Origin of the sequence: Actinomycetospora sp., assembly GCF_036497245.1 — a bacterium.
Lineage (GTDB): Bacteria > Actinomycetota > Actinomycetes > Mycobacteriales > Pseudonocardiaceae > Actinomycetospora.
In genome coordinates this window covers 1-19,093 of record NZ_DASXJS010000026.1, presented here as the reverse complement: position 1 = coordinate 19,093, position 19,093 = coordinate 1, and the positions used below count along the sequence as shown (strand labels likewise).

20 protein-coding genes are annotated in these 19,093 nt (G+C 75.4%); 11 read left to right on the top strand and 9 right to left on the bottom strand.

Annotation, left to right across the window (positions count from 1 at the left end):
* Positions 1-106: 106 nt before the first annotated feature.
* The 3 genes from VGI02_RS03620 to VGI02_RS03610 all read left to right on the top strand — a co-directional run bounded on the left by VGI02_RS03620 (position 107) and on the right by VGI02_RS03610 (position 2,017).
* A complete protein-coding gene (locus tag VGI02_RS03620) occupies positions 107-544 on the top strand; it encodes a DUF3293 domain-containing protein (RefSeq protein WP_331625891.1) in 438 nt (145 codons plus the stop codon).
* A 105-nt stretch (positions 545-649) separates the two neighbouring features.
* On the top strand, positions 650-1,072 hold the full coding sequence (locus VGI02_RS03615) for a nitroreductase family deazaflavin-dependent oxidoreductase (protein ID WP_331625890.1): 423 nt from the start codon (positions 650-652) through the stop codon (positions 1,070-1,072).
* A gap of 399 nt (positions 1,073-1,471) precedes the next feature.
* Positions 1,472-2,017 (top strand): L,D-transpeptidase, encoded by a 546-nt coding sequence (locus tag VGI02_RS03610; protein ID WP_331625889.1) that lies wholly within the window; start codon positions 1,472-1,474, stop codon positions 2,015-2,017.
* A 22-nt stretch (positions 2,018-2,039) separates the two neighbouring features.
* Here VGI02_RS03610 and VGI02_RS03605 read toward each other — a convergent pair whose 3' ends face one another.
* The 5 genes from VGI02_RS03605 to VGI02_RS03585 form a co-directional block, all read right to left on the bottom strand.
* The gene (locus tag VGI02_RS03605) at positions 2,040-4,589 is read right to left on the bottom strand and encodes an HAD-IC family P-type ATPase (protein ID WP_331625888.1); all 2,550 of its coding nucleotides are present in this window, start codon (positions 4,587-4,589) and stop codon (positions 2,040-2,042) included.
* 96 nt (positions 4,590-4,685) lie between these two features.
* A complete protein-coding gene (locus tag VGI02_RS03600) occupies positions 4,686-5,468 on the bottom strand; it encodes an FAD:protein FMN transferase (RefSeq protein ID WP_331625887.1) in 783 nt (260 codons plus the stop codon).
* Complete coding sequence (locus VGI02_RS03595; protein ID WP_331625886.1) at positions 5,465-5,971, bottom strand: FMN-binding protein; 507 nt, start codon at positions 5,969-5,971, stop codon at positions 5,465-5,467. Before VGI02_RS03595 ends, VGI02_RS03600 begins: the two co-directional genes overlap by 4 nt.
* An 8-nt stretch (positions 5,972-5,979) precedes the next feature.
* Complete coding sequence (locus VGI02_RS03590; RefSeq protein ID WP_331625884.1) at positions 5,980-7,398, bottom strand: ferredoxin reductase family protein; 1,419 nt, start codon at positions 7,396-7,398, stop codon at positions 5,980-5,982.
* 123 nt (positions 7,399-7,521) lie between these two features.
* Positions 7,522-8,028 (bottom strand): MarR family winged helix-turn-helix transcriptional regulator, encoded by a 507-nt coding sequence (locus VGI02_RS03585; protein ID WP_331625883.1) that lies wholly within the window; start codon positions 8,026-8,028, stop codon positions 7,522-7,524.
* A gap of 141 nt (positions 8,029-8,169) precedes the next feature.
* Here VGI02_RS03585 and VGI02_RS03580 point away from each other — a divergent pair, with 141 nt between their 5' ends.
* Positions 8,170-8,802 carry an FMN-dependent NADH-azoreductase gene (locus VGI02_RS03580; protein WP_331625882.1) on the top strand — a complete coding sequence of 211 codons (633 nt, stop codon included), beginning with the start codon at positions 8,170-8,172 and terminating at the stop codon, positions 8,800-8,802.
* A 46-nt stretch (positions 8,803-8,848) separates the two neighbouring features.
* Here the strand turns inward: VGI02_RS03580 and VGI02_RS03575 are convergent, their stop codons facing one another.
* Positions 8,849-9,526, bottom strand: a complete 678-nt coding sequence (locus VGI02_RS03575) for a DUF427 domain-containing protein (RefSeq protein WP_331625881.1) — start codon at positions 9,524-9,526, stop codon at positions 8,849-8,851.
* A 68-nt stretch (positions 9,527-9,594) separates the two neighbouring features.
* Positions 9,595-10,893 carry a cytochrome P450 gene (locus VGI02_RS03570; protein ID WP_331625880.1) on the bottom strand — a complete coding sequence of 433 codons (1,299 nt, stop codon included), beginning with the start codon at positions 10,891-10,893 and terminating at the stop codon, positions 9,595-9,597.
* A gap of 109 nt (positions 10,894-11,002) precedes the next feature.
* On the opposite strand from VGI02_RS03570, the gene VGI02_RS03565 reads away from it, so the two are divergent.
* The 4 genes from VGI02_RS03565 to VGI02_RS03550 all read left to right on the top strand — a co-directional run bounded on the left by VGI02_RS03565 (position 11,003) and on the right by VGI02_RS03550 (position 14,160).
* Positions 11,003-11,656: a uridine kinase family protein gene (locus VGI02_RS03565; RefSeq protein ID WP_331625879.1), complete on the top strand. Its 654-nt coding sequence runs from the start codon at positions 11,003-11,005 to the stop codon at positions 11,654-11,656.
* Positions 11,653-12,642: an EcsC family protein gene (locus tag VGI02_RS03560; protein ID WP_331625878.1), complete on the top strand. Its 990-nt coding sequence runs from the start codon at positions 11,653-11,655 to the stop codon at positions 12,640-12,642. Before VGI02_RS03565 ends, VGI02_RS03560 begins: the two co-directional genes overlap by 4 nt.
* Positions 12,643-12,742: 100 nt before the next feature.
* Positions 12,743-13,606: an EcsC family protein gene (locus VGI02_RS03555; RefSeq protein WP_331625877.1), complete on the top strand. Its 864-nt coding sequence runs from the start codon at positions 12,743-12,745 to the stop codon at positions 13,604-13,606.
* 17 nt (positions 13,607-13,623) lie between these two features.
* The gene (locus tag VGI02_RS03550; protein ID WP_331625876.1) at positions 13,624-14,160 is read left to right on the top strand and encodes a cupin domain-containing protein; all 537 of its coding nucleotides are present in this window, start codon (positions 13,624-13,626) and stop codon (positions 14,158-14,160) included.
* A gap of 43 nt (positions 14,161-14,203) precedes the next feature.
* Here the strand turns inward: VGI02_RS03550 and VGI02_RS03545 are convergent, their stop codons facing one another.
* On the bottom strand, positions 14,204-16,138 hold the full coding sequence (locus VGI02_RS03545; protein WP_331625875.1) for a hypothetical protein: 1,935 nt from the start codon (positions 16,136-16,138) through the stop codon (positions 14,204-14,206).
* 139 nt (positions 16,139-16,277) lie between these two features.
* Here VGI02_RS03545 and VGI02_RS03540 point away from each other — a divergent pair, with 139 nt between their 5' ends.
* The 3 genes from VGI02_RS03540 to soxR all read left to right on the top strand — a co-directional run bounded on the left by VGI02_RS03540 (position 16,278) and on the right by soxR (position 18,738).
* Positions 16,278-17,510 (top strand): DUF2786 domain-containing protein, encoded by a 1,233-nt coding sequence (locus VGI02_RS03540; protein WP_331625874.1) that lies wholly within the window; start codon positions 16,278-16,280, stop codon positions 17,508-17,510.
* A 48-nt stretch (positions 17,511-17,558) separates the two neighbouring features.
* Positions 17,559-17,984, top strand: coding sequence for a hypothetical protein (locus VGI02_RS03535; RefSeq protein ID WP_331625873.1), 426 nt, complete (start codon positions 17,559-17,561; stop codon positions 17,982-17,984).
* A 313-nt stretch (positions 17,985-18,297) separates the two neighbouring features.
* Positions 18,298-18,738 carry a redox-sensitive transcriptional activator SoxR gene (gene soxR / locus VGI02_RS03530; RefSeq protein WP_331625872.1) on the top strand — a complete coding sequence of 147 codons (441 nt, stop codon included), beginning with the start codon at positions 18,298-18,300 and terminating at the stop codon, positions 18,736-18,738.
* 10 nt (positions 18,739-18,748) lie between these two features.
* On the opposite strand, the gene VGI02_RS03525 is transcribed toward soxR, so the two are convergent.
* Positions 18,749-19,093: ABC transporter substrate-binding protein (locus VGI02_RS03525; protein WP_414638187.1), on the bottom strand; the 345-nt coding region annotated here is incomplete at its 5' end.

The following is a 19,093-nucleotide window of genomic DNA, read 5'->3' as shown; positions in this document are numbered from 1 at the left end:
CCCCCTCCCGGCCCCGCCCTGTCCCCGCGTTCTCTCGTCCCGGCACGCTAGACGCGCCCCCCGACAGGGTGGGCCGCCCCCCGGCGCCGACGACGGAAGGCGCGCCGTGCCCGATCTCGACGACCGTCTCGCCGACTACGCGCGGGCCCGGGTCGTCCTCGAGTGCCCCGGCGGGCGTCTCACCGTCCGCCCCGCCGACCGCCCCGGCCGCTACCCGCTGGGGGTCTCCCCGGTGCACGTGCTCACCGCGCACAACCCCGGCGCCGCACGGCTCGGTGCGGCGGAGAACCGGCGCAGGCAGGACGCGCTGGAGGCAGAGCTGGCCGGCCTCGGCCTCGAGGTGACCCGGGCCGTGGCCTCGGCGGAGGACGGCACGCACGCCGAGGAGTCTGCGGCCGTCGTCGGGTGGGACGACGACGGGGCGCTCGCCCTGGCGCGTCGGTTCGGCCAGGACGCGATCTTTCGGTGGTCGGAGACGGCGTGGGCGGTGGTGCCGTGCGACGGCGGGCCCGCGCTGCTGCTGGGGTGGACCCTGCAGGACTGACGGCTCCGGCGACATTGACGGCTCCGACGACACGGCCTCGCCGACGTCCCACCCCGGTCCGGCGTCCGTGGCGCAGCCGGCCCCGTGAGGAGTTGACTGGGGGACGTGAGCGACTGGAACCAGCAGATCATCGACGAATTCCGATCCCACGGCGGGCACGTCGGCGGGCAGTTCGAGGGCGCCCCGCTGCTCCTCCTGCACCACGTCGGACGGCGCAGCGGCACCGAGCGCCTGAGCCCGATGATGTACCAGGCGGTGGACGGGGACTGGGCCGTGTTCGCGTCGAAGGCGGGCATGCCGGACAACCCGGACTGGTATCACAACCTCCTCGCCCAGCCGGACGTCTCGGTCGAGATCGGCGACGGCGAGACCGTCGAGACGATCCCGGTGCACGTCCGGGATCTGCCCGCCGACGAGCGGGCCCCGATCTGGGAGACCCAGAAGCAGCGCTACCCCGGGTTCGCCGACTACGAGAGCAAGACCTCGCGGACGATCCCCGTGCTCCTGCTGACCCGGCGCGCCGATTGAGCGCCCGATCCCCCGATCGGGGAGGCTGGCCACCCCGGACCGTGGTCGTCCGATCACGCTGACTACCGTGGGGGGTGGTCAGGAGCACGTCCCGGGTCGCGCAGGAGAGGAGTCGTCGCCATCGCGCCACGCCACTCCGCCCGGTCGGGCCGCGAGCGCACGCAACGTTCGCCGGCACGTCCGTTGGCCCTGGAGCACCGTCCGCCCCCGGCCCGGCGCCCCGCCCCACCGCGACGCGCCTCTCCCTCCGAGGGACGCTCGGGCGACGGCCGCCCCAGGATCTCGGCGCCGGCCTCGGATGCCCGTGGCCCGTCGACCGCGCTCGCCCGCCGCGAGCCCCCGGGCCGACCGGCCCGGCGGACCCCGGTCCGTGAACCGCGGCGCACCGGCCCCGTCCTGTTGCTCGCGCTCGGGGTCCTGGTCGCCATGGGCGCGGTGCTCGTGGTGTTCGCGACCGGGACCGACACCGGGGCACCCGCCGCGGCGGCGCCGGCCCCCGCGTCGCAAGCCGCGGCCGCCGCCGTCCATCCCGCGGAACCGTCCGGTCCCGTCGCGCTGACGCCCGCGGAGCTCGCCAAGTGCCCGCAGGCGGCGACGGCGTGCGTCGACCTCGCCGAGCACACCGCCTGGCTGCAGAGCGACGGGAAGGTCCTCAGCGGGCCGGTGGAGATGCTCCCGGGCGCCGACACGTTCAAGCGCCCGCCCGGCCCGACGTCCTCGGCGACCCCGACCGGCACCTTCCATGTCCTGCGCAAGGACAAGGACGGGTACAGCACCGAGTTCGACGAGCCGATGAACCACGCGGTCTACTTCGCGCCGGGTGGCATCGCCTTCCACGAGGGCAGCCTGACCACCTCGTCGAACGGCTGCATCCACCTCTCGGCGGCGGACGCGACGACGTTCTTCGACACGCTGCGCATCGGCGACGGGGTCACGGTCTTCTAGCTCGCCCCGCCGCACCCCCGGCTCACGGGCCGGAGCCACCCAGCCCGATGAGGCGCTCCAGCAGCCGGTGGCGCAGCGTCAGGCTGAGCACGACGAACCACACGATCACCGTCGGCACGACCATGTAGATGATCGGCGGGTCCGGCGCCGTCAGGCCGAAGTAGCTACGCGTGGTCGGGACGAGCAGCACGACGACGAGGGCCACGAACAGCCCCGCGGCGAGCCACGCCGGGCGGCGGTCCGGGCTGATCGGCGCCCAGGCGGTGAACAGCCGGGCGGGCGGCTCGAGGAACAGGATCAGCACGATCGCCGTGACCGAGACGAACATCGACAGGCCGCTCTGCGCGCCGAGCGTCGCCGAGGCGGTGACGAAGTCGGCGTCGACGCCGTAGCGCAGCCCGGTGTAGCTCTCGAAGAGCGTGTAGACCCGCTCGGAGATGTCCGGCCTGCTCAGCCCGCTGCGCACCATCTCGTAGAGCACCGCGTAGATCGCCGCCCCGAACCCGGCGGTGAGGATCCCGACCGGCAGGACGAACCGGGCCAGCGAGACCAGCAGGTCGTCCGCGGGCGCGGCGGGGCGGGCCCACATCGTCAGGAAGAACGTCGGCAGGCCGACGGTGAACAGCGTCAGCCCGACCTGCGTCGGCGTGTACGGGAAGCCCAGCCCGAGCAGGGTGACGATGAGGATGACGAACATCTGCGTCATCACGCGGGCGAGGAAGAGGTACATCGAGGACCCGACGCCCGCCACGATCCGCCGGCCCTCCGTGCGGGCGGGCGGGAGCGTGGTGAAGGAGTCGTCGAGTAGCACGATGTCGGCGACGTCCCGGGTGACCGAGCTGCCCGAGCGCATCGCCACCCCGACGTGCGCGCGCTTGAGGGCCCGGGCGTCGTTGACCCCGTCGCCGACCATCGCGACGTGGCGGCCGCGTCGGCGCAGCGCGTCGACGATCTGCTCCTTCTGCTCCGGCGCGATCCGCCCGAAGACGGTGAAGGTGTCCACGGCCTCGTCGAAGCGCTCCGGCTCGAGCGACGCCAGCTCCGGACCGGCGATCGCGTCCCCCACCAGTCCCGCCCGGTGGGCGAGCGCGGCGACGGTCACCGGGTCGTCCCCGGAGATCACCTTGGTCGCGACGCCCTCGGCCGCCAGCCCCGCGAGCACCTCCGAGACGCCCTCGCGCAGCTCGTCGCCGAGCACCACGAGCGCTTCGGCGGACACCCGGGGCAGGGCGGGGCGACCGTCGTCGTCGCGCAGGCCAGCGCCGCCGGGGGCCCGCGCGAGCAGCAGCACCCGCAGGCCCTGCTCGGCGTGCGCGCGGGTTTCGCGCAGCAGGCCGTCGACGACGTCGGGCGCGTCGGTCAGGTGGGGCGCGAGCGTGGCCGGGGCGCCGAGCACGACGACCTGCGTGTCCGTTCCCTCCCGGCTGGTCAGGATCCCGCTCCAGCGCAGCGACGAGCGGAACTCCACCTCGTCCCCGACCTCGGCGGATGCCCCCGGCAGCGCGTCCTCGCCCGCGAGCGCGGCGGTGGTGGCGTTCGGGGCGCGCACGGAGCGGGCGAACGTGCCGAGCACAGTGCGCGCGCGGTCGGCGGGCACCCCGTCGACGGGCACGACCCGCACCAGGGAGAGCCGACCGCTCGTCAGCGTGCCGGTCTTGTCGGTGCAGATGACGTCGACGCGGCTGATCGCCTCGACGGCGTTCGTCTGCTGCACGAGCGCGCCGCGGCCGGCGATGCGGGTGGCCCCGACGGCGTACGCGACCGCGATGAGGAAGAAGAGCCCGTAGGGCACGAGGCCGGAGAGCACCGCCGAGGTCTGCACGAAGCGCAGCACCGTGGAGCCGTCGAGCAGGGCCTGGGCGAGGATCGCGCCGCTCATGAGCAGCACGAGCAGGATGACCAACCGCACGACGACGTCGATGCGCCACTGCAGCGGGGTCTGGTCGGTGGTGTCGGCGCGGGCGGCGAGGGTGAGCTGCCCCGCGTGGCTGGCGACCCCGACCGCCTCCGCCCGCTGCCATCCCTCGCCCGAGGCGATCGAGCTCCCGGAGAGCAGCCGGTCGCCGGGCGCCTTCGGCACCGGGTCGGCCTCGCCGGTGAGCAGTGCCTCGTCCGCCTCGAGCACGCTCCGGCTCTCCGAGGCACCCTCGCCGAGGACCGGCCCGTCGACGACGACCTGGTCCCCGCCGCGCACGCGCAGCAAGTCGCCCTCGACGACCTCGGCGGGCGTGATCTGACGTTCGTCGCCGTCGCGGACCACGGTCACCGGTTCGCGCGCGAGCAGCTGGAGTCGGTCGAGCGCGCGACGCGCCCGGAGCTCCTGGAACGCCGAGAGCGCCGCGTTGATGATGCCGAGGCCGACGCTGACCAGCGCGTCCGAGTAGCGCCCGAGCCCCAGCAGCGCGAAGCCGATGACGAACAGGACGTTGTTGTAGAACGAGAAGACCGTGGTGCGCAGGATGCGGGCGGTCGTGCGGCTGGAGCCGCGGACCGGGGCGTTGGCCCGGCCGTCGCGGGCGAGCCGCTCGGCGTCGCGCTCGGAGAGTCCTGGCGGGGCCGTCGCCGTGGTCATGCGGCGTCTCCCGGAGTCGTGGTCGGGGTCCGCCCCGCCCGGCCGGGGAGGCCGGAAGCGTTCCCGGGTCGGCCCGATCATGGCACCGCGCGGGCCTCACCTCCTGGTGGGGGACTCCGTCGTGGTCGTCGTCCCGTCGGCCCAGACGACCAGGCCGGTGCGCCCGACCCGCCGCCCGAGCCACCGCGCGGCCTGCTCACCGAGGGCGTAGGCCGCGGTGGCGTCGACATCGGCCCAGGTCAGTGAGGAGGCGATGACGGTGACCTGCGCGACGGCGACGGGACGCTCGCCGGTGCGCGCGTCGACCAGGTGGGCACCGCGGTGCGCGGTGCCCGAGGTCGCGACGGCGGCGTCCGCGACCGGGACGGCGGCGAGCAGGCGTGCCGGGTCCTGCGGGTCCTCGATCCCCACGCGCCACGGCGGGCCGTGCACGGCGCGACAGACCATGTCCCCGCCGGCGGACAGGCAGAAGTCCGTGTCCGCGAGCGCGACCAGGGCCGCCGCGGCGCGCTCGACGGCCCAGCCCTTCACCACCGCGCTCGGATCGAGGGCCGGGGCGCCGTCGGGGCCGGGGCGCCACACCGAGAAGGCCCCGTCGGTGGCGCGCTCGGCGCGGCGGGCGACGGCGAGGACCTCGTGCACCTCGGCGGGGGCGTCGGTTACGGCGAGCTCGCCGCGCCGGATCGCCGAGACCACCGAGTCGGCCCGGTAGGTGCTGAACATCCGGTCGGCCTCGCGCAGCACGGCGAGCACCGCGGCCCAGGCGGCGTCGGCGGGACCGTCGCGGGTGTGCCTGCCGCGCAGCGCGACGCTGACCGGCATGCCCATCACGTGCTCGACGCGGCGCGCGACCGGCTCGGCCGCGGTCGCGGTGCTCACGCCGTCCCGGTCCGGTCGAGCGCGGCCTGCAGCGACTGCACGTAGCCGGTCGAGGTGAAGGTCGCGCCGCTGACCATGTCGATCCGCGCGCTCTGCGCCCCCAACGTCTCCCGGACGAGCACGGGCACCGCGGCCGCGCTGAGCGCTCGGTCGTGGGCGTTCTCGTCCGGCGCCCGCAGCACGTCGACGGTGACGATCCGCCCCCGCGCGATCGTCGCCCGGACCTGCACCTCGCCCCACTTGATCGGCACGACCGGCCCGGTCACGACCCCGGACCAGGCGCGGACCGTGGACGCCTTCCCGACCGGGCCGGGGGCGGCCACCGGCGCCGCAGCGGCCGGGACGACGGCGGGGCCCGGCTCGTCGGGCCCACCCGCGGCCTCCTCGGGGAGCCCCGGCGAGGTCGAGGTGCGGTAGGAGAACAGCAGCACCACCGCGCTCAGGGTGGTGAGGCCGCAGAGCGCGATCCGGCGGGTGCCGCGGTCGAAGCGCGAGGGAGGCATCGCCGGGCTCACCACCCGAACGTCTCGACGTGGACACGGTCGGCCGGGGTGCCCGCCGCGAGGATGCTCCGGTGGACGAGGTCGGTCCACGGGGTCGGCCCGCAGAGGTAGACGTCGCGCTCGGCGATGTCGGGCACCCGGGACCGCAGGGCCGCGACGTCGTCGGCGGGCCCGACGCCCGTTCCCAGCCAGGAGTCGGGGGCGCGGCGGCGGCCGGGCAGCGGGATGAGGCCGACCCGTCGCCCGCGGGCGAGCGCGCCGAACTCGCGGGCGAACAGCGGCGGACCGCTGAAGCGGTGCAGCACGACGACGTCGACCCCGGCCGGGTCGCCACCCAGCTCCTCGGCGAGGGCCCGCAGCGGAGTGATGCCGACCCCGGCGCCGATCAGGGCGATCCGGTCGCCGGTCCGGGCCCGCGCGGTCAGCCGGCCGTACGGCCCCTCGATGAGCACCCGGGTGCCGGGGCGCAGGCCCGGGAGGGCGGCGGTGCCGTCGCCGAGGTCCTTCACGGTGATCCGCAGGCTGCGCCCGTCCGGCGCCGCGGACAGCGAGAACGGGTGCGCGCGCATCCAGCCGGTGCCCGTCAGGAACCGCCAGGTCAGGAACTGCCCGGCGCGTACGCCCAGCTCGCCGAGGTGCGCCCCGGCCAGGTAGACCGACACGCACCCGTCGCCCTCCGGCACGACCGAGGTGACCACCAGCCGGTGGTGCAGGGTCCGCCACACCGGCACCCCCACCCGCCAGACGAGCACCGACCCGGCGGCCAGGGCCCACAGCGCCCACCAGAACACGGTGCGCGCGGGGGAGGCGAGGAACTCCTGTCCGGTCCAGAGCTGGTGGGGCAGGGCGAGCCCGACGCCGAGGTAGGCGTAGAGGTGCAGCAGGTGCCACGACTCGTAGCGCATGCGCGCGCGGGCCGCGCGCAGGCTGGTGACGGTGACGAGGACCAGGCAGGCGGTGCCCGCGGCGGCGAGCAGCATGCCGGGGTAGGTGACGGTGAGGTCCCACAGCTCGCCCGGGGTCGCGGCCAGGTCCCCGGCCGCGTAGCCCCAGGTGATCAGCCCGATGTGCGCGAGCATCCCGGTGAACGAGGTGAACCCGACGAGGCCGTGCATGACCGCGAGACGGTCCTGCCCGAAGGCCTGCTCCAGCAGCGGCACCCGCGCCATGAGCAGCACCTGGACCAGCATCAGCAGCGAGGCCACCACCCCGGTGAGCCGACCGAGCGACGTCAGCCCGGACGCCCGGTCGCCGAGGTCGGCGAGCCCGCCACCGGTCGCCCAGGACAGCGTGACGAGGATGAGCGCAGCGACCACGAACGTCCGCGCGGCCGTGCGCACGAGGCGGTCCCGCGCGGCGGTCGGGACCGGGGCACGGCCCGGGGCGGCACCGTCGGGGCGGACGGTGCGCTCGGCGAGAGCGGTCACGGATCACCTCTCCGGCGGGGCGGGATCGAGGCGCCGGGCTGGGCGGCCGATCTGCTGCTGCCGGGGATCGTGACACCCGGTCGTGCTCCGTCGTGGCCGTTTCGGGGAACCCGTGGCGGCCGGTCAGGAACAGGGGTGAGGGAGGGTGGCGGCGATCTCGGGGTCGGCCGCGGCGACGATGCGGCGGGCGGCAGCGCCGAGGCCCTCCAGCTGCGCGGGGGTCAGGGCGTCGACGACCAGCCGGCGTGCCTCGCGGACGTGACCCGGCGCGCTCTCCTGGAGCTTCTGCCAACCCTCGTCCGTCAGGTGGGCCTCGGTCCGCCGTCCCGCGCCCCCGCAGGCCTGTCGCCGTACCCATCCCGCGGCCTCCAGGCGCGACACCGCATGCGAGAGCCGCGACAGCGACCCCCGGGTGTGGTTCGCGAGCTCGGTCATCACGCGCATCCGTCCCGGCGCCGCGGCGAGCTCGACCAGCACGTGGTACTCGAAGAGGTTGAGGCCTGCGTCCTTCTTCAACTGGGCGTCCAGGCCCACCGGCAGGGTCATGACCATCGCGATCAGGGCGACCCACTCGTGCAGCTGCTCACGGGAGAGCCACTGCTCGTCCCGGTCCCGCGACGCCTCCGACACGGACTCAGTCTAGCGCCTGGACTTGAACATTCAAATTGCCCGGCGTAGGTTCGAATTTGCACGTTCAAGTTGGGGCGCGTCGGCCCGGTCGACCCGATCGACGTCCGGCGTCCCCCATGGCATCCGCCCAGGAGAACCCTCATGACCCTGCTTCGAGTCGACGCCAGCATCCAGGGGCCCCGCTCGGCCAGCAGCGAGCTCGCCGACCTGGTCCTCGCCGAGTTCACCGCCACTCGCCCCGACGAGCCCGTCCTCACGCGTCATCTCGGCGAGGACCCCGTGCCCGCCGACGTCTGGGCGCGTGCCATCGCGGGCGCCTTCACCCCCGAGGCCGACCGGACCCCCGGGCAGACCGACGCCCTGGGCGTGGCCGCGAGCATCGCCGGGGAACTGCGCGCCGCCGACGCCGCCGTGCTGGCCTTCCCGCTGTACAACTTCGGGGTCTCCCAGCACGTGAAGGCCTGGATGGACGTCGCCATCGCCGGGGCGGAGCCGGGCGCGCGCCTGCTCGAGGGGACGCCCGTCGTGCTGGTGACCACCCGCGGTGGCTCCTACGGCCCGGGCACCCCGCGCGAGGGCTGGGACCACAGCACGGACTATCTGCGCCGGATCCTGGCCGACGTGTGGGGCGCCGAGCTCACCGTCATCGAGCGCGAGTTCACCCTGGTCGGGATCAACCCGGCGCTCGACGAGTTCACCGAGCTCGCCGCGCAGATGCGCAAGGACGCCGAGGAGACGGCGGCCGAGGCCGGCAGGAGCCTCGCCACCCGATGACCGGGCCGACGGGGATCGCAGGCGGGCGGGACGCGGTCGGCGCCGGTCACGTGCCGGGTACCTCGAAGTGGGTGCGCGGCCGCTCCTGGGCGACTCCGTCGAGCCGCAGGTCGACCTTCTCCGTCCACACCGCCGCGAGCCCGGCGACCTTCTGGCTCTCGGGCAGCGGTGCGCGGTAGGTCCAGAACAGGTCGGGGTGCCGGGTGCCGTCGGGCAGCTCGACCGACCAGTAGGTGGCCGTCCCCTTGTAGGGGCAAAGGGTGACGGTGTCCGACGAGCGCAGCAGGTCGAGCCGGACGTCGGGCAGCGGTAGGTAGAAGCGCGGGGGCAGACGGGTCTCGAACAGCACCGTCGGGCGGGTCGAGTCGGCGATCACCACGCCGTCGACGGCGACCTCGACGTGCCGAGAGCTCGCGAGCGCGTCGATGCGCACGTACGGGTCGCGGGCGTGCACCCCGACCGGCTCGTCCTCCTCGAACCACTGGTCCATCGCGTTCCAGTCGACGCGCACCACGTCGACCGGGAAGCCCTCGACGTCGAGGGTGAGCCGGCGGGTGGCGTCGGGCGGGAGCGCGGCGAGGTCGACGTCGGTGACCGGCAGGTGGTAGGTCGGGTAGAACGGCCACTCCCAGACGAGCACCGGGGCGAGGGTGTCGACGACGACCCGTCCGCCCCGGACCGCCCGGACGCGCTTGTGTCCCCGCTCGACAGGTGACTGCGGCATGAGTAGGTAGCCTCCGGCCTCGTGAGCAGAAAGTGCGGGTATCACCACACTTTCAGCTCACCAGCGCGTCAGCGCACCTGCTCCGGCGTGAACGCCACCTGCTGACGCTTGACGCCCCGGATGAAGTTCGTGCCCAGCAGCTCCGGCTCCGCGGTGACGTGGATGTCGGGCACCCGCGTGACGATCTGGCGGAACAGGGCCCGCAGCATCGTCTTCGCCAGCTGGTTGCCCAGGCAGAAGTGGGTGCCGCCGCCCCCGAACCCGACGTGGGGGTTGGGATTGCGCGCCAGGTCGAACGCGCCCGGGTCGTCGAACACGTCGGAGTCCCGGTTGCCCGAGGGGTAGAACATGACGACCTTCTCGCCCTCGCGGATCGTCCGGCCGCCCAGTTCGGTGTCGGCGACGGCGGTGCGCCGGAAGGTCATCACCGGCGTGGCGTAGCGGATGAGCTCCTCGACGGCGGTGCCGAGACGCTCCTCGAGGTCCGCCGCGAGCCAGTCGCGCTGGTCGGGGTTCTCGGTGAAGTGCTTGATCGTCAGCGTCGACGTGTGCTTGGTCGTGTCGTTGCCCGCCACCGAGAGCAGCACGAAGAACGCCCCGATCTCGGCGTCGGTCAGCGACTGGCCGTCGACCTCGGCCTGGATGAGACCGGTGAACAGATCCTCGGTCGGGTTCTCGCGGCGCTCGGCGATGATCTCGGCCGCGATGGCGTGCAGCTTCTGGGCCGCCTCCACCTGGACCTGCGACGGGTCACGCCCCGCGAGGTGCTCGGGGTCGGCCCAGGAGACGATCTCCTGCGCGGCGCTCGCCGTCTCCTCCTGCAGGTGCTCGGGAACGCCGAACATCGCGGAGAACATCCGCAGCGGCAGCCGGCTCGCGCAGCGGTCGACGAACTCGATCTCGCCGGAGGGCTCGCCGGCGAAGGAGTCGACGACCTCACGCGCGGCCTGCTCGACCTGCTCGTCGATGCGCCGGATCTGCTTCGGCGTGAACGCCTTCTGGACGATCTTGCGCAGGTCGTTGTGCCGCGGGTTGTCCATCGCCATGAACGACTGCGTCATCTCCAGGAACTCCGGGGGCAGCGCGTCGAACAGCACCCCCTGCCCGGAGACGAACACGTCGTTGGCGGTGCTCACGGTCGTGATGTCGGCGTGGGTGACGACCGCCCAGTACCCCACGTCGTCCGGGTCGGGAGCCACGGCGTTCTCGACCGGGCGCTGCCAGGAGACCGGATCCTCCCGACGGAGGCGCGCGAAGGTCTCCTCGCGCTCCTCGGCGGTGGTGTCCCAGAACTCCCGGGACGAGATGTCGATGGCGGAGTATTCGCGTCCGGATCCGGAGGTGGTGGTCTCGGTCTGCGCGGACATCGGCGTCTCCTCGCGGTCGGCGGCACCGGCGGATGCTGGGGAATCTGTGCACCGCCCCACCTGACCCACAAACCCCTCCTCTCCCCAAGGGGGCAGCGAAGCACCACCGATGGCGGGCAACCGGGCCCGCGCCCCGGCTAACCTCGCCCACATCGAGACGATCACCGCCGCCGGCCTGCTCGCCCGCGCCCGTGGCGCGCCCCCGCGGGCGGGACCCGTCCGGCTGATCGGCGTCGACGGCTTCTCCGGAGCGGGCAAGACCACCCTCGCGGTGGACCTCCGCCGCGCCGACCCGACGCTGACGGTGCTGTCGGTCGAGACGTTCTACCTCGGGTGGGAGGGCCTGGCGGCCGGCCCGCGGCGTGCCCGTGACCAGGTCGTGCTCCCGCTGTCCCGCGGCGATGTCCCGGTCGTCGAGCCGTGGGACTGGCGCCACGACCGCGTGGCCCCTGCGCGCCCCCGGCCGGTCGGCCCGGTCGTCGTGCTGGAGGGTTGCGGGGCGGGCGCACGGTCGCTGCGTGACGCGCTCTCGCTGCTCGTCTGGGTCGACGCCGATCCCCCCGAGCGGGAGCGCCGCCTGCGCGCCCGCGACGACTGGGCCCTCTACGCCCCGCACCGCGCGAGCTTCGAGCGCCAGGAGCAGGAGCTCGCCGCGGCCGACGGCACCCGGGCCGCCGCGGACGTCGTCGTCACCCGCGCCGCGGACGGGACCTGGTTCGCCGCGGACGCACATCCCGACGGAATGGGTACGGTCCGGGCGTGACGGCGACGACGGACCTGCCCGACACGGCGCCCGTAAGCAGCGCGGACGTCGACCAGTGGCGCGAGGTGGCGGACTGGAAGGAACGCATCACCGACGACGACGGCGGCGGCACGCTCGCCCCGCTGCGCGACACCGTCACCGAGGTGCGGTCGATGATCCAGGGCGGCCTGCGGCGGGTGCCCGGTGTGCAGCAGATCGACGACGGCGTGCACGACGTCCTGCACCAGCTCGCCGCCGCCGGGGCAGGCGCGGGCGCCGCGACCCTGCGCCGCGAGGCGGTGTTCGCCCGCTACCGCGCACGCGGTCACGACGTCGCCGACTTCAAGGACATCCGCCGCCTCGACGTGACCCACGTCCAGGACGCCATGCCCCGCCTCGACCTCGCCTACCCCGTGGTCGGGGCCGTCCAGGGCGGGACGACGAGCCTGCTGCTCACCACGGGCGCCTCGGCGGCCGCAGGCGGCTCGAGCCTGGTGGGTCTCGGGGGTCTGCCGGGGGTCGCCGTCGTCGTCGCCTCGCTGACCGGTGACGCGCTGTTCACCGTCGCCTCCTGCACGCGGGCCGTCGCGCACGTGGGCGCCTACTACGGCTACGACGTCACCAAACGTTCCGAGCAGGTGCTGGCGCTCGCGATCCTCGCCGTCGGGCTCTCGAACGAGGCCGACACCCCGGGGGCCTACGAGGAGGTCGCGTCGCTGATCGCGTCGCGCGAGAAGGACAAGGAGAAGAAGAAGCGCCAGCAGCGCCAGCTCCGCCGCCTCGGCCACGCGGTGCACCAGCGTCTGCTCTCCCAGATCGGGCAGCGGGAGCTCGCCCAGCTCGTCCCGGTGGTCGGCGTCGGGATCGGGGCGGCGCTCTCGGCGCGGCTGCTCGGGCGGGTCGTGGACGCCGCCGAGCACCTCTACCGCGAGCGGTTCCTGCACGACAAGTACGAGATCCCGTTCGGTGAGGAGCCCCCGGAGGAGGTCCTGGCCGAGGAGGCGTGACCGGGTTCCCGACACCGCGATCACGGCGATATCGGCGGTTCATCCGCCGTCCACGTGGCCTCCACGACAGGGCCGCCCGCAGTCCCTAACGTTCGCTCCCATGAGCGCCCCGCTCGCGCCCGACCTGGCCGTCATGACCGCCGGTGACGCCCGCGCGTGGGACGCCGTGCGGCGATGGCGGGCCGCGGACCCGCCCGACACCGGCTGGTGGGGCCGCGTCGGGTCCCTCGCGATGTCCGGCCTGCGCCTCCTCCCCGGCGCGGGGCTGGTCGACGACCTCGTCCTCGGAGCGGTCACCGCCGGGCTGCGCGAGGCGGGGGTGCGCCTGGGCTGGTCGATCGCCGGGCGCCCCGACCACGTCGTCGCGGCACTCGCCGCGATCGGGCACGCGGTGGAGGCCCCCGCGGACCTGCGCCGCCTCGACGTCGACGACCTCCGTGCGGCCCGCGCCTCGCTGGCCCGCCTCCACGTCGGTGCGGCAGGCGTGCGCGGCGGGCTCACCGGGGCCGCGGCGGGCGCCGCGGCCGGGGCCTCCGGCGCCGTGACCGGCGTCGCCGCCGCCCTCGCGGCGGCCGCGCTCGACACCGTCCTCGCCGCCGCGACGTGCACCCGCGCGGTCGCGCGCATCGCGCTGCACTACGGCTACGACCCCGCCGAGCCCGCGGAGCGGGACTTCGCCCTCGCGGTCCTCGCCGCGGGCCTCTCGCCCGACCCCGCCCGCGTGGTCGCCCTCCCGGACGCGGCCGCGAGCCCCGTCTCCTGGCCCGCCCTCACCCACGCGGCCCACTGCGAGATCGCCCGGGGGATGCCCGCACTCGGCACCGGGCTCGGCGTCGTGCTCTCCGCCCGCCAGATCGCCCGGGTCATGGAGACCGCCGAGCACCTCTACACCGAGCGGTTCCTGCGGGAGAAGTACGGCGTCGCGCTCGCCGAGGGACCGGATACCTCCTACGCTGCGTCGTAGACGCGAGGAGGTGGGCGATGGAGTCCCGCGACGGCACCAGCAGCGCCCGGGTGGTCGAGCAGACCCCCGACTCCCTGCGCCTGGAGCACCGCACGTCCCGGGAGACGGCGCTGGCCGGGCCGCACTGGCACCCCGAGGTCACCGAGACCTTCGCGGTCCGCGGCGGGCGCCTGGCGCTCGCCGTCGACGGGACCTGGCACTCGCTCGGTCCGGGCGACATCGTCACGATCCCCGCGGGGGCGGTGCACGAGTCCCGGGTCGAGGAGGCCGAGCTCGTCATGGACCACGAGGTACGCCCGCCCGGCCACCACCGCCAGATGTTCGAGCTGATGTTCGCGCTCGACCGTCTCGGGCGGCTCACCCGCAGCGGAGTCCCGCTCGACCCGCTCGCGCTCGGTCTCCTCTGGCGCTTCCAGGACGGCTATCTGGCCGGGCCGCCTGCGATCCTGCAGCGTGCGCTGCTCGGCGGGCTGGATCGGCTCGCCCGCGCCCTCGGCCACCACCGCAGGCTCGCGCGCGCGGCGGGCCTGCCCGCCGACACCTGGGACGACTGACCCGGGTCCGCCGCTCACGCCGCCACCACGTCGGCCAGGAGCGTCAGGCCGGTCGCAGCACCAGGAGCGCGCGCCCGTCGTCGGGGAAGCCGGGCAGGTCGACGACGTGGTCCGGTCGCTCGCCCCAGGCGGCCGGTGGGTCCTCGCCGTCGCGCAGCGGGCCGACGACCACCAGGTCGACGTCGGCCGCGGCCGCCTGCTCCCGCCCGGCCAGGGCCGCCGTCGTGGTGACCGCGCCGGGGGCGCGGCCCGTCAGCCAGGCCAGCCCGCTGCGGTGGGCCCAGGCCTGCGACCAACGCAGTTCGCGCGGGCGCCAGGTCTCGTCGGAGGTGTCGGCGTCGAGGGCCTCGAGCAGCGCGGGCCGGTCGGTCAGCCGGGCGGCGAGCGTGTCGCTGCGGCGCAGGTCGCGCTGCTCGTCGCGGGCGAGATCGGTGGCCTCGACCGCCCGGGCGTAAGCCACGACGTCGAGGCGGAACAGCGCCGCCAGCGCGGCGCGCAGCTCCGGCGCCTGCTCCGCGGACGGGGCCACGTCGTCCAGGCGGGCGACGACGTCCCCGAGCTCCCGACGGGCGAGGTCGGCACTCCCGCGGGACACGAGCCGCCGCCCGGTGGCGACGACCCGGCCGATCGCGGCGAGCCCGTCCGTCGGCGGCCGCACCGCGGCGGGCAGGCTCGCGAACAGGGTGCGCAGCTGCTCGACCGCGTCCAGGACGGCGCCGGTGCGCAGGCAGAGCTCCCGCAGCGAGAGCAGCCGGTGCACCAGCAGGGCCCGCTGCTCGGCGGGGCGCACGGTCCGCCCCAGCCCGGCGAATGCCGTCGCCACGCCCGCCTCGAACTGTCGCAGTCGCAGGTGGTGCGCGACGGCCGCCGCGCCCTGGGCGCTGGTCGGGTCGACGCGGTTGATCGCGAGCGCGGGCAGCAGCGCCTCGACGGCGCGCTGCTCCTCGGACTTGAACATCCGCCGCAGCGTGCCGCCGGTGTCGAGGAAGGCCGCGTAGCGCTCGAACGCCGCGGCGGCCGCGCCCGGGTCGACGCCGTCGGAGGTGATGCGGACCTGCGCCGGACCGGAGCCGTGGTCGTGCTCGGCGACCCGCTCGACGTCGGGCAGGACGCCCGCGACCCGCGACCACGCCGCGGCGGCGCGACCCTGCAGGACCCCGTCGATGACGTGCCGGGCCCACGCCGCGTCCTCACCGGCGCGCCCGAGCGCCACCACGGCCTCGTCGATCCGGCGCAGCACCGGGTCGAGCCCGCCCGCGGCGTCGGGGGGCAGGCAGGCGAGTGCGGCGACGAGGGGCCGAGCGGTCTCCCGGGCGGGGGAGGTCGCGGGGCCCACGACGTCGAGGAGCTCGTCCGCGAGCTGCTCGACGTGCGGCTCCGGCGGGAGCTCCGCGGGCGGCGGGAGCACCTGATGGCGACGGGCGGGGTCGAGCGTCGGGCGCGGGCCGTGCTCGGCGAGGAGCAGCCGGCGCAGGTCGGTGAGCTCGGCCGCCTCGAGCGGTGGCACGGCGTCGGCCGCCTCGGCGGGTCCGAGGAGGTCGGCGAGCCACCGGTCGGTGTCGGCGGTGGCCGCCAGCCGCTCGGCGATCTCGTCCTCGGTGCCGGTCAGTCCGGGAGCGACGCCGTGGGTGGTCGCGGCGGGCTCACCGAGGTCCCGGCGCCAGATCGCCGCTTCGGCGCCGGTGGTGGCCACCACGAGGACCCGGCGGCCGGCCCGGCGCAGCCCGCGGACGACGACGGCGCGGGCCTCGTCGTCGAGACCGGTGACCACGAGACCGGAGGTGCTGTCATCGAGGCGGGCGAGGACCGTGCGGTGGGGCTGCGCCGGGGCGGGCTCGGTCCGGGTCGCCGCGGCAGGAGCCGCGGGGGCAGGAGCTGCGGAGGCAGGAGCCACGGTGGCCGCGGGGGCACCGTGGGAGTCGTCGGTGGTCACGGGTTCGTGCCCGTCCTCCCCCGTCCGCTCCGCCGTCGCCGTCACGGTGACCCACCTCCTCGCCAGTCTCAACGGACTAGCGCCGCCCGCGATTCGGCCCATGTTGACGCCCGGAATCCGCCCGGAGGGAACCGGTGGGCCCCTCGTCGTCTCCGAGCTGATGACGACCATGATCGGAGGCGCCATGAGCCGGAGACCCGACCCTCCCCCCGAGGACCCGGTCACGCATGCCGCGACGCTGCTGACCGAGCTCGCGGCCGCCTGTCCGGGTGGTCCCGACGGCGTCGGGCGGGTCCGGGCGATGCTGGCCGGCCGGTGGGCGGACGCGGTGCTGGACCCGGCGGCCGAGCGCGCGCTGCTCGACGCGGTGGACCCGCTGTGGTCGCGGGGCTGGACCCCGCGCGACGTCGTCGAGGTCCTGCGCCGCCGGCTGGGGTCGGCGGTGGTGGCGCTCGCCGGGGACGTGCTCGTGGCGGACGGGCGTCGGCGTCCGGCGACCTGGTCGCTGACGGGGGTCGACGGGCAGCTCTGGTGGGACGTCGGGCGCCCGCTCGTCGGTCAGTGGCGCACCGTGCGGGGCCTCACCGGCGCCGAGACGCTCGGGTGGGTGGTGCGCCTGGTCGGGGAGCTACGGCGGTTGCCGCCGCTGCCCGCCGGTGAGCTCCCGGCCGAGCCGGCCGACACGGCGGGCGTGGACCCGCGGGTGCTCGCGCGGGTGCGGGGGCTGCTCGCCAAGGCCGAGTCCACGTCCTTCCCCGAGGAGGCGGAGGCGCTCTCGGCGAAGGCGCAGGAGCTCATGGCCCGCCATGCGCTGGAGCAGGCGGTGGTCGCCGCGACCACGGGCGGGGCCGCCACGAGGGCCGCGGTGCGGCGGATGTGGCTCGACGCGCCGTACACCTCGGCGAAGTCGAGCCTGGTGCACCAGGTCGCAGGCGCCAACCGCTGCCGCGCGGTCAGCCTCGCCGCGTTGGACCTCGTGACGGTCATCGGCTGGCCGACCGACCTGGAGACCGTCGAACTGCTCGTGACGTCCCTGCTCGTGCAGGCGGGCCGGGCGATGGCGGCCGAGGGGTCACGGGCCGTCGGGGACGAGCGGAGCGACGGGGGCTCGGCGCGGGCCGGCCGCTCGCGGACCCGGTCGTTCCGGCACGCGTTCCTGCTCTCCTACGCCACCCGGATCGGGGAACGGCTGCGGGAGGCGGAGACCGCGGCCCGGGACGAGGCGGTGGCCACGGCGGGCGACGCGCTGCTCCCGGTGCTCGCCGCGCGGGGCGAGGTCGTCGAGCGCACGACCGCGGAGCTCTTCCCCCGGATCACCACCAAGCGGTTCACCGTCGGGAACAGCGCGGGCTGGCAGGCCGGGCGCGAGGCCGCGGACGCCGCCAGCCTGCGGGTGGGGCGCGAGGCACTGGACTGAGCCCGACGCGGTGGCCACCGATCGGGCGACGGCTGCGACGATCACGACGTGGGCACCAACCGCGAGCGCCGCGCGGCGAAGCAGCGCCGCCGCGACGAGCGACGTGGGGTCCCCGCCGAGCCGGCTCCGCGATCCGACGTCGGGCGTGGCCTGCCCCCGGAGACGCTGCGGGCGCTGCTGCGGCGGGCCGGGGCCGACCTCGCGGCCGGCCGCGAGGACGCGCTCGGCGAGCTCCGGGGGCTGCTCGCGGAGCACCTGGCGCGCCGGCGCACGGAGATCCTGACGGCGTGCGACGAGGTGGTCGTGGACGTCGAGGCCCCCGTCGAGGAGGCCCCGGCGACGGTGCCGCCCGGGCTGCTCGCCGCGCTCGGCGGGTCCGCGCACCCGGTCTCCACCTGGGCCGACGCGGCCGGGGCGAGCACCGAGGAGGCCGCGCTCGCCACCGTCCGGCTTCTCGCCGCCACCCAGGCCTGACACGCCTGGCCGCATCGACACCTTTGCCGAACACTCTCGGCAGTCGATTCCCGTGACGGATGTCCCCCGGTCAGGTGGCGGCGTCCAGCGACCCGTTCTCCGGGAGCTGATCGGCCGTTGGAAGGGACGTGAGCGCGGGGCGGGCGAGTGCCCCGGCGGCTCACGGGGGGCGACCGTCGGCGACGACGGTGCGCGCGACCGGGCCCCGGGGGGAGCGTCGGGCGCGCGCAGGGGCGGGAGGACCGGACCGGAACCGGGACGGTCCTCCCGGTCCGGCTTGACCTGGACCAACGTGCAGGTCCACGGTCGGTCCATGACTCCGGCCCATGCCGAGCTGACCGTCGGGGACGTCTCGCGACGCAGTGGGGTCGCCGTCTCCGCGCTGCACTTCTACGAGCGCGAGGGCCTGATCCAGAGCCGCCGGACCTCCGGCAACCAGCGGCGCTTCCGGCGTGAGGTCCTGCGCCGCATCGCCTTCATCCGCATCGCCCAGCGCGTCGGGATCCCGCTCGCCCAGGTCCGGGAGACCCTCGACGAGCTCCCCGACTCGCGCACGCCCACCCGTGCCGACTGGGAGAAGCTCTCCCGCGCCTGGCGCGTCGAGCTCGACGACCGGATCCGGCGCCTGCAGCAGCTGCGCGACGACTTCTCCGGCTGCATCGGCTGCGGATGCCTCTCCCTCGACCGCTGCGCCATGGCCAACCCCGGCGACCAGCTGGGTGAGGAAGGACCCGGACCGCGGCGTCTGGCCTGACCCGCGCGGGTCAGGCCACCCGCGCCACCCGTCCCGACGGCGGCTCGGGCACGGCGTCGGGGTGCAGCGCGTGGGCCAGCGCCTCGATCCCGTCGACGAGCCGCGGCGCCGCCCGCACCACGTACGACGCCGAGTCGATCGCGACCACGGGCACCCCCGGCACCCGGGCCGCGACCGGGCCCGCCTGCTCGCGCGCGGCCTCCAGCCCGAAGCCGCAGGGGGTGACGACCACCGCGTCGGGGCGCTCCCCGTCGACGAGGTCCTCCCACGTGACGGCGACGCTGCGCCCGCCGTCGGCACCCGAGATCGGCTCCCCGCCGGCCCGGCGGACGAGCTCGGGCACCCAGTGCCCGGG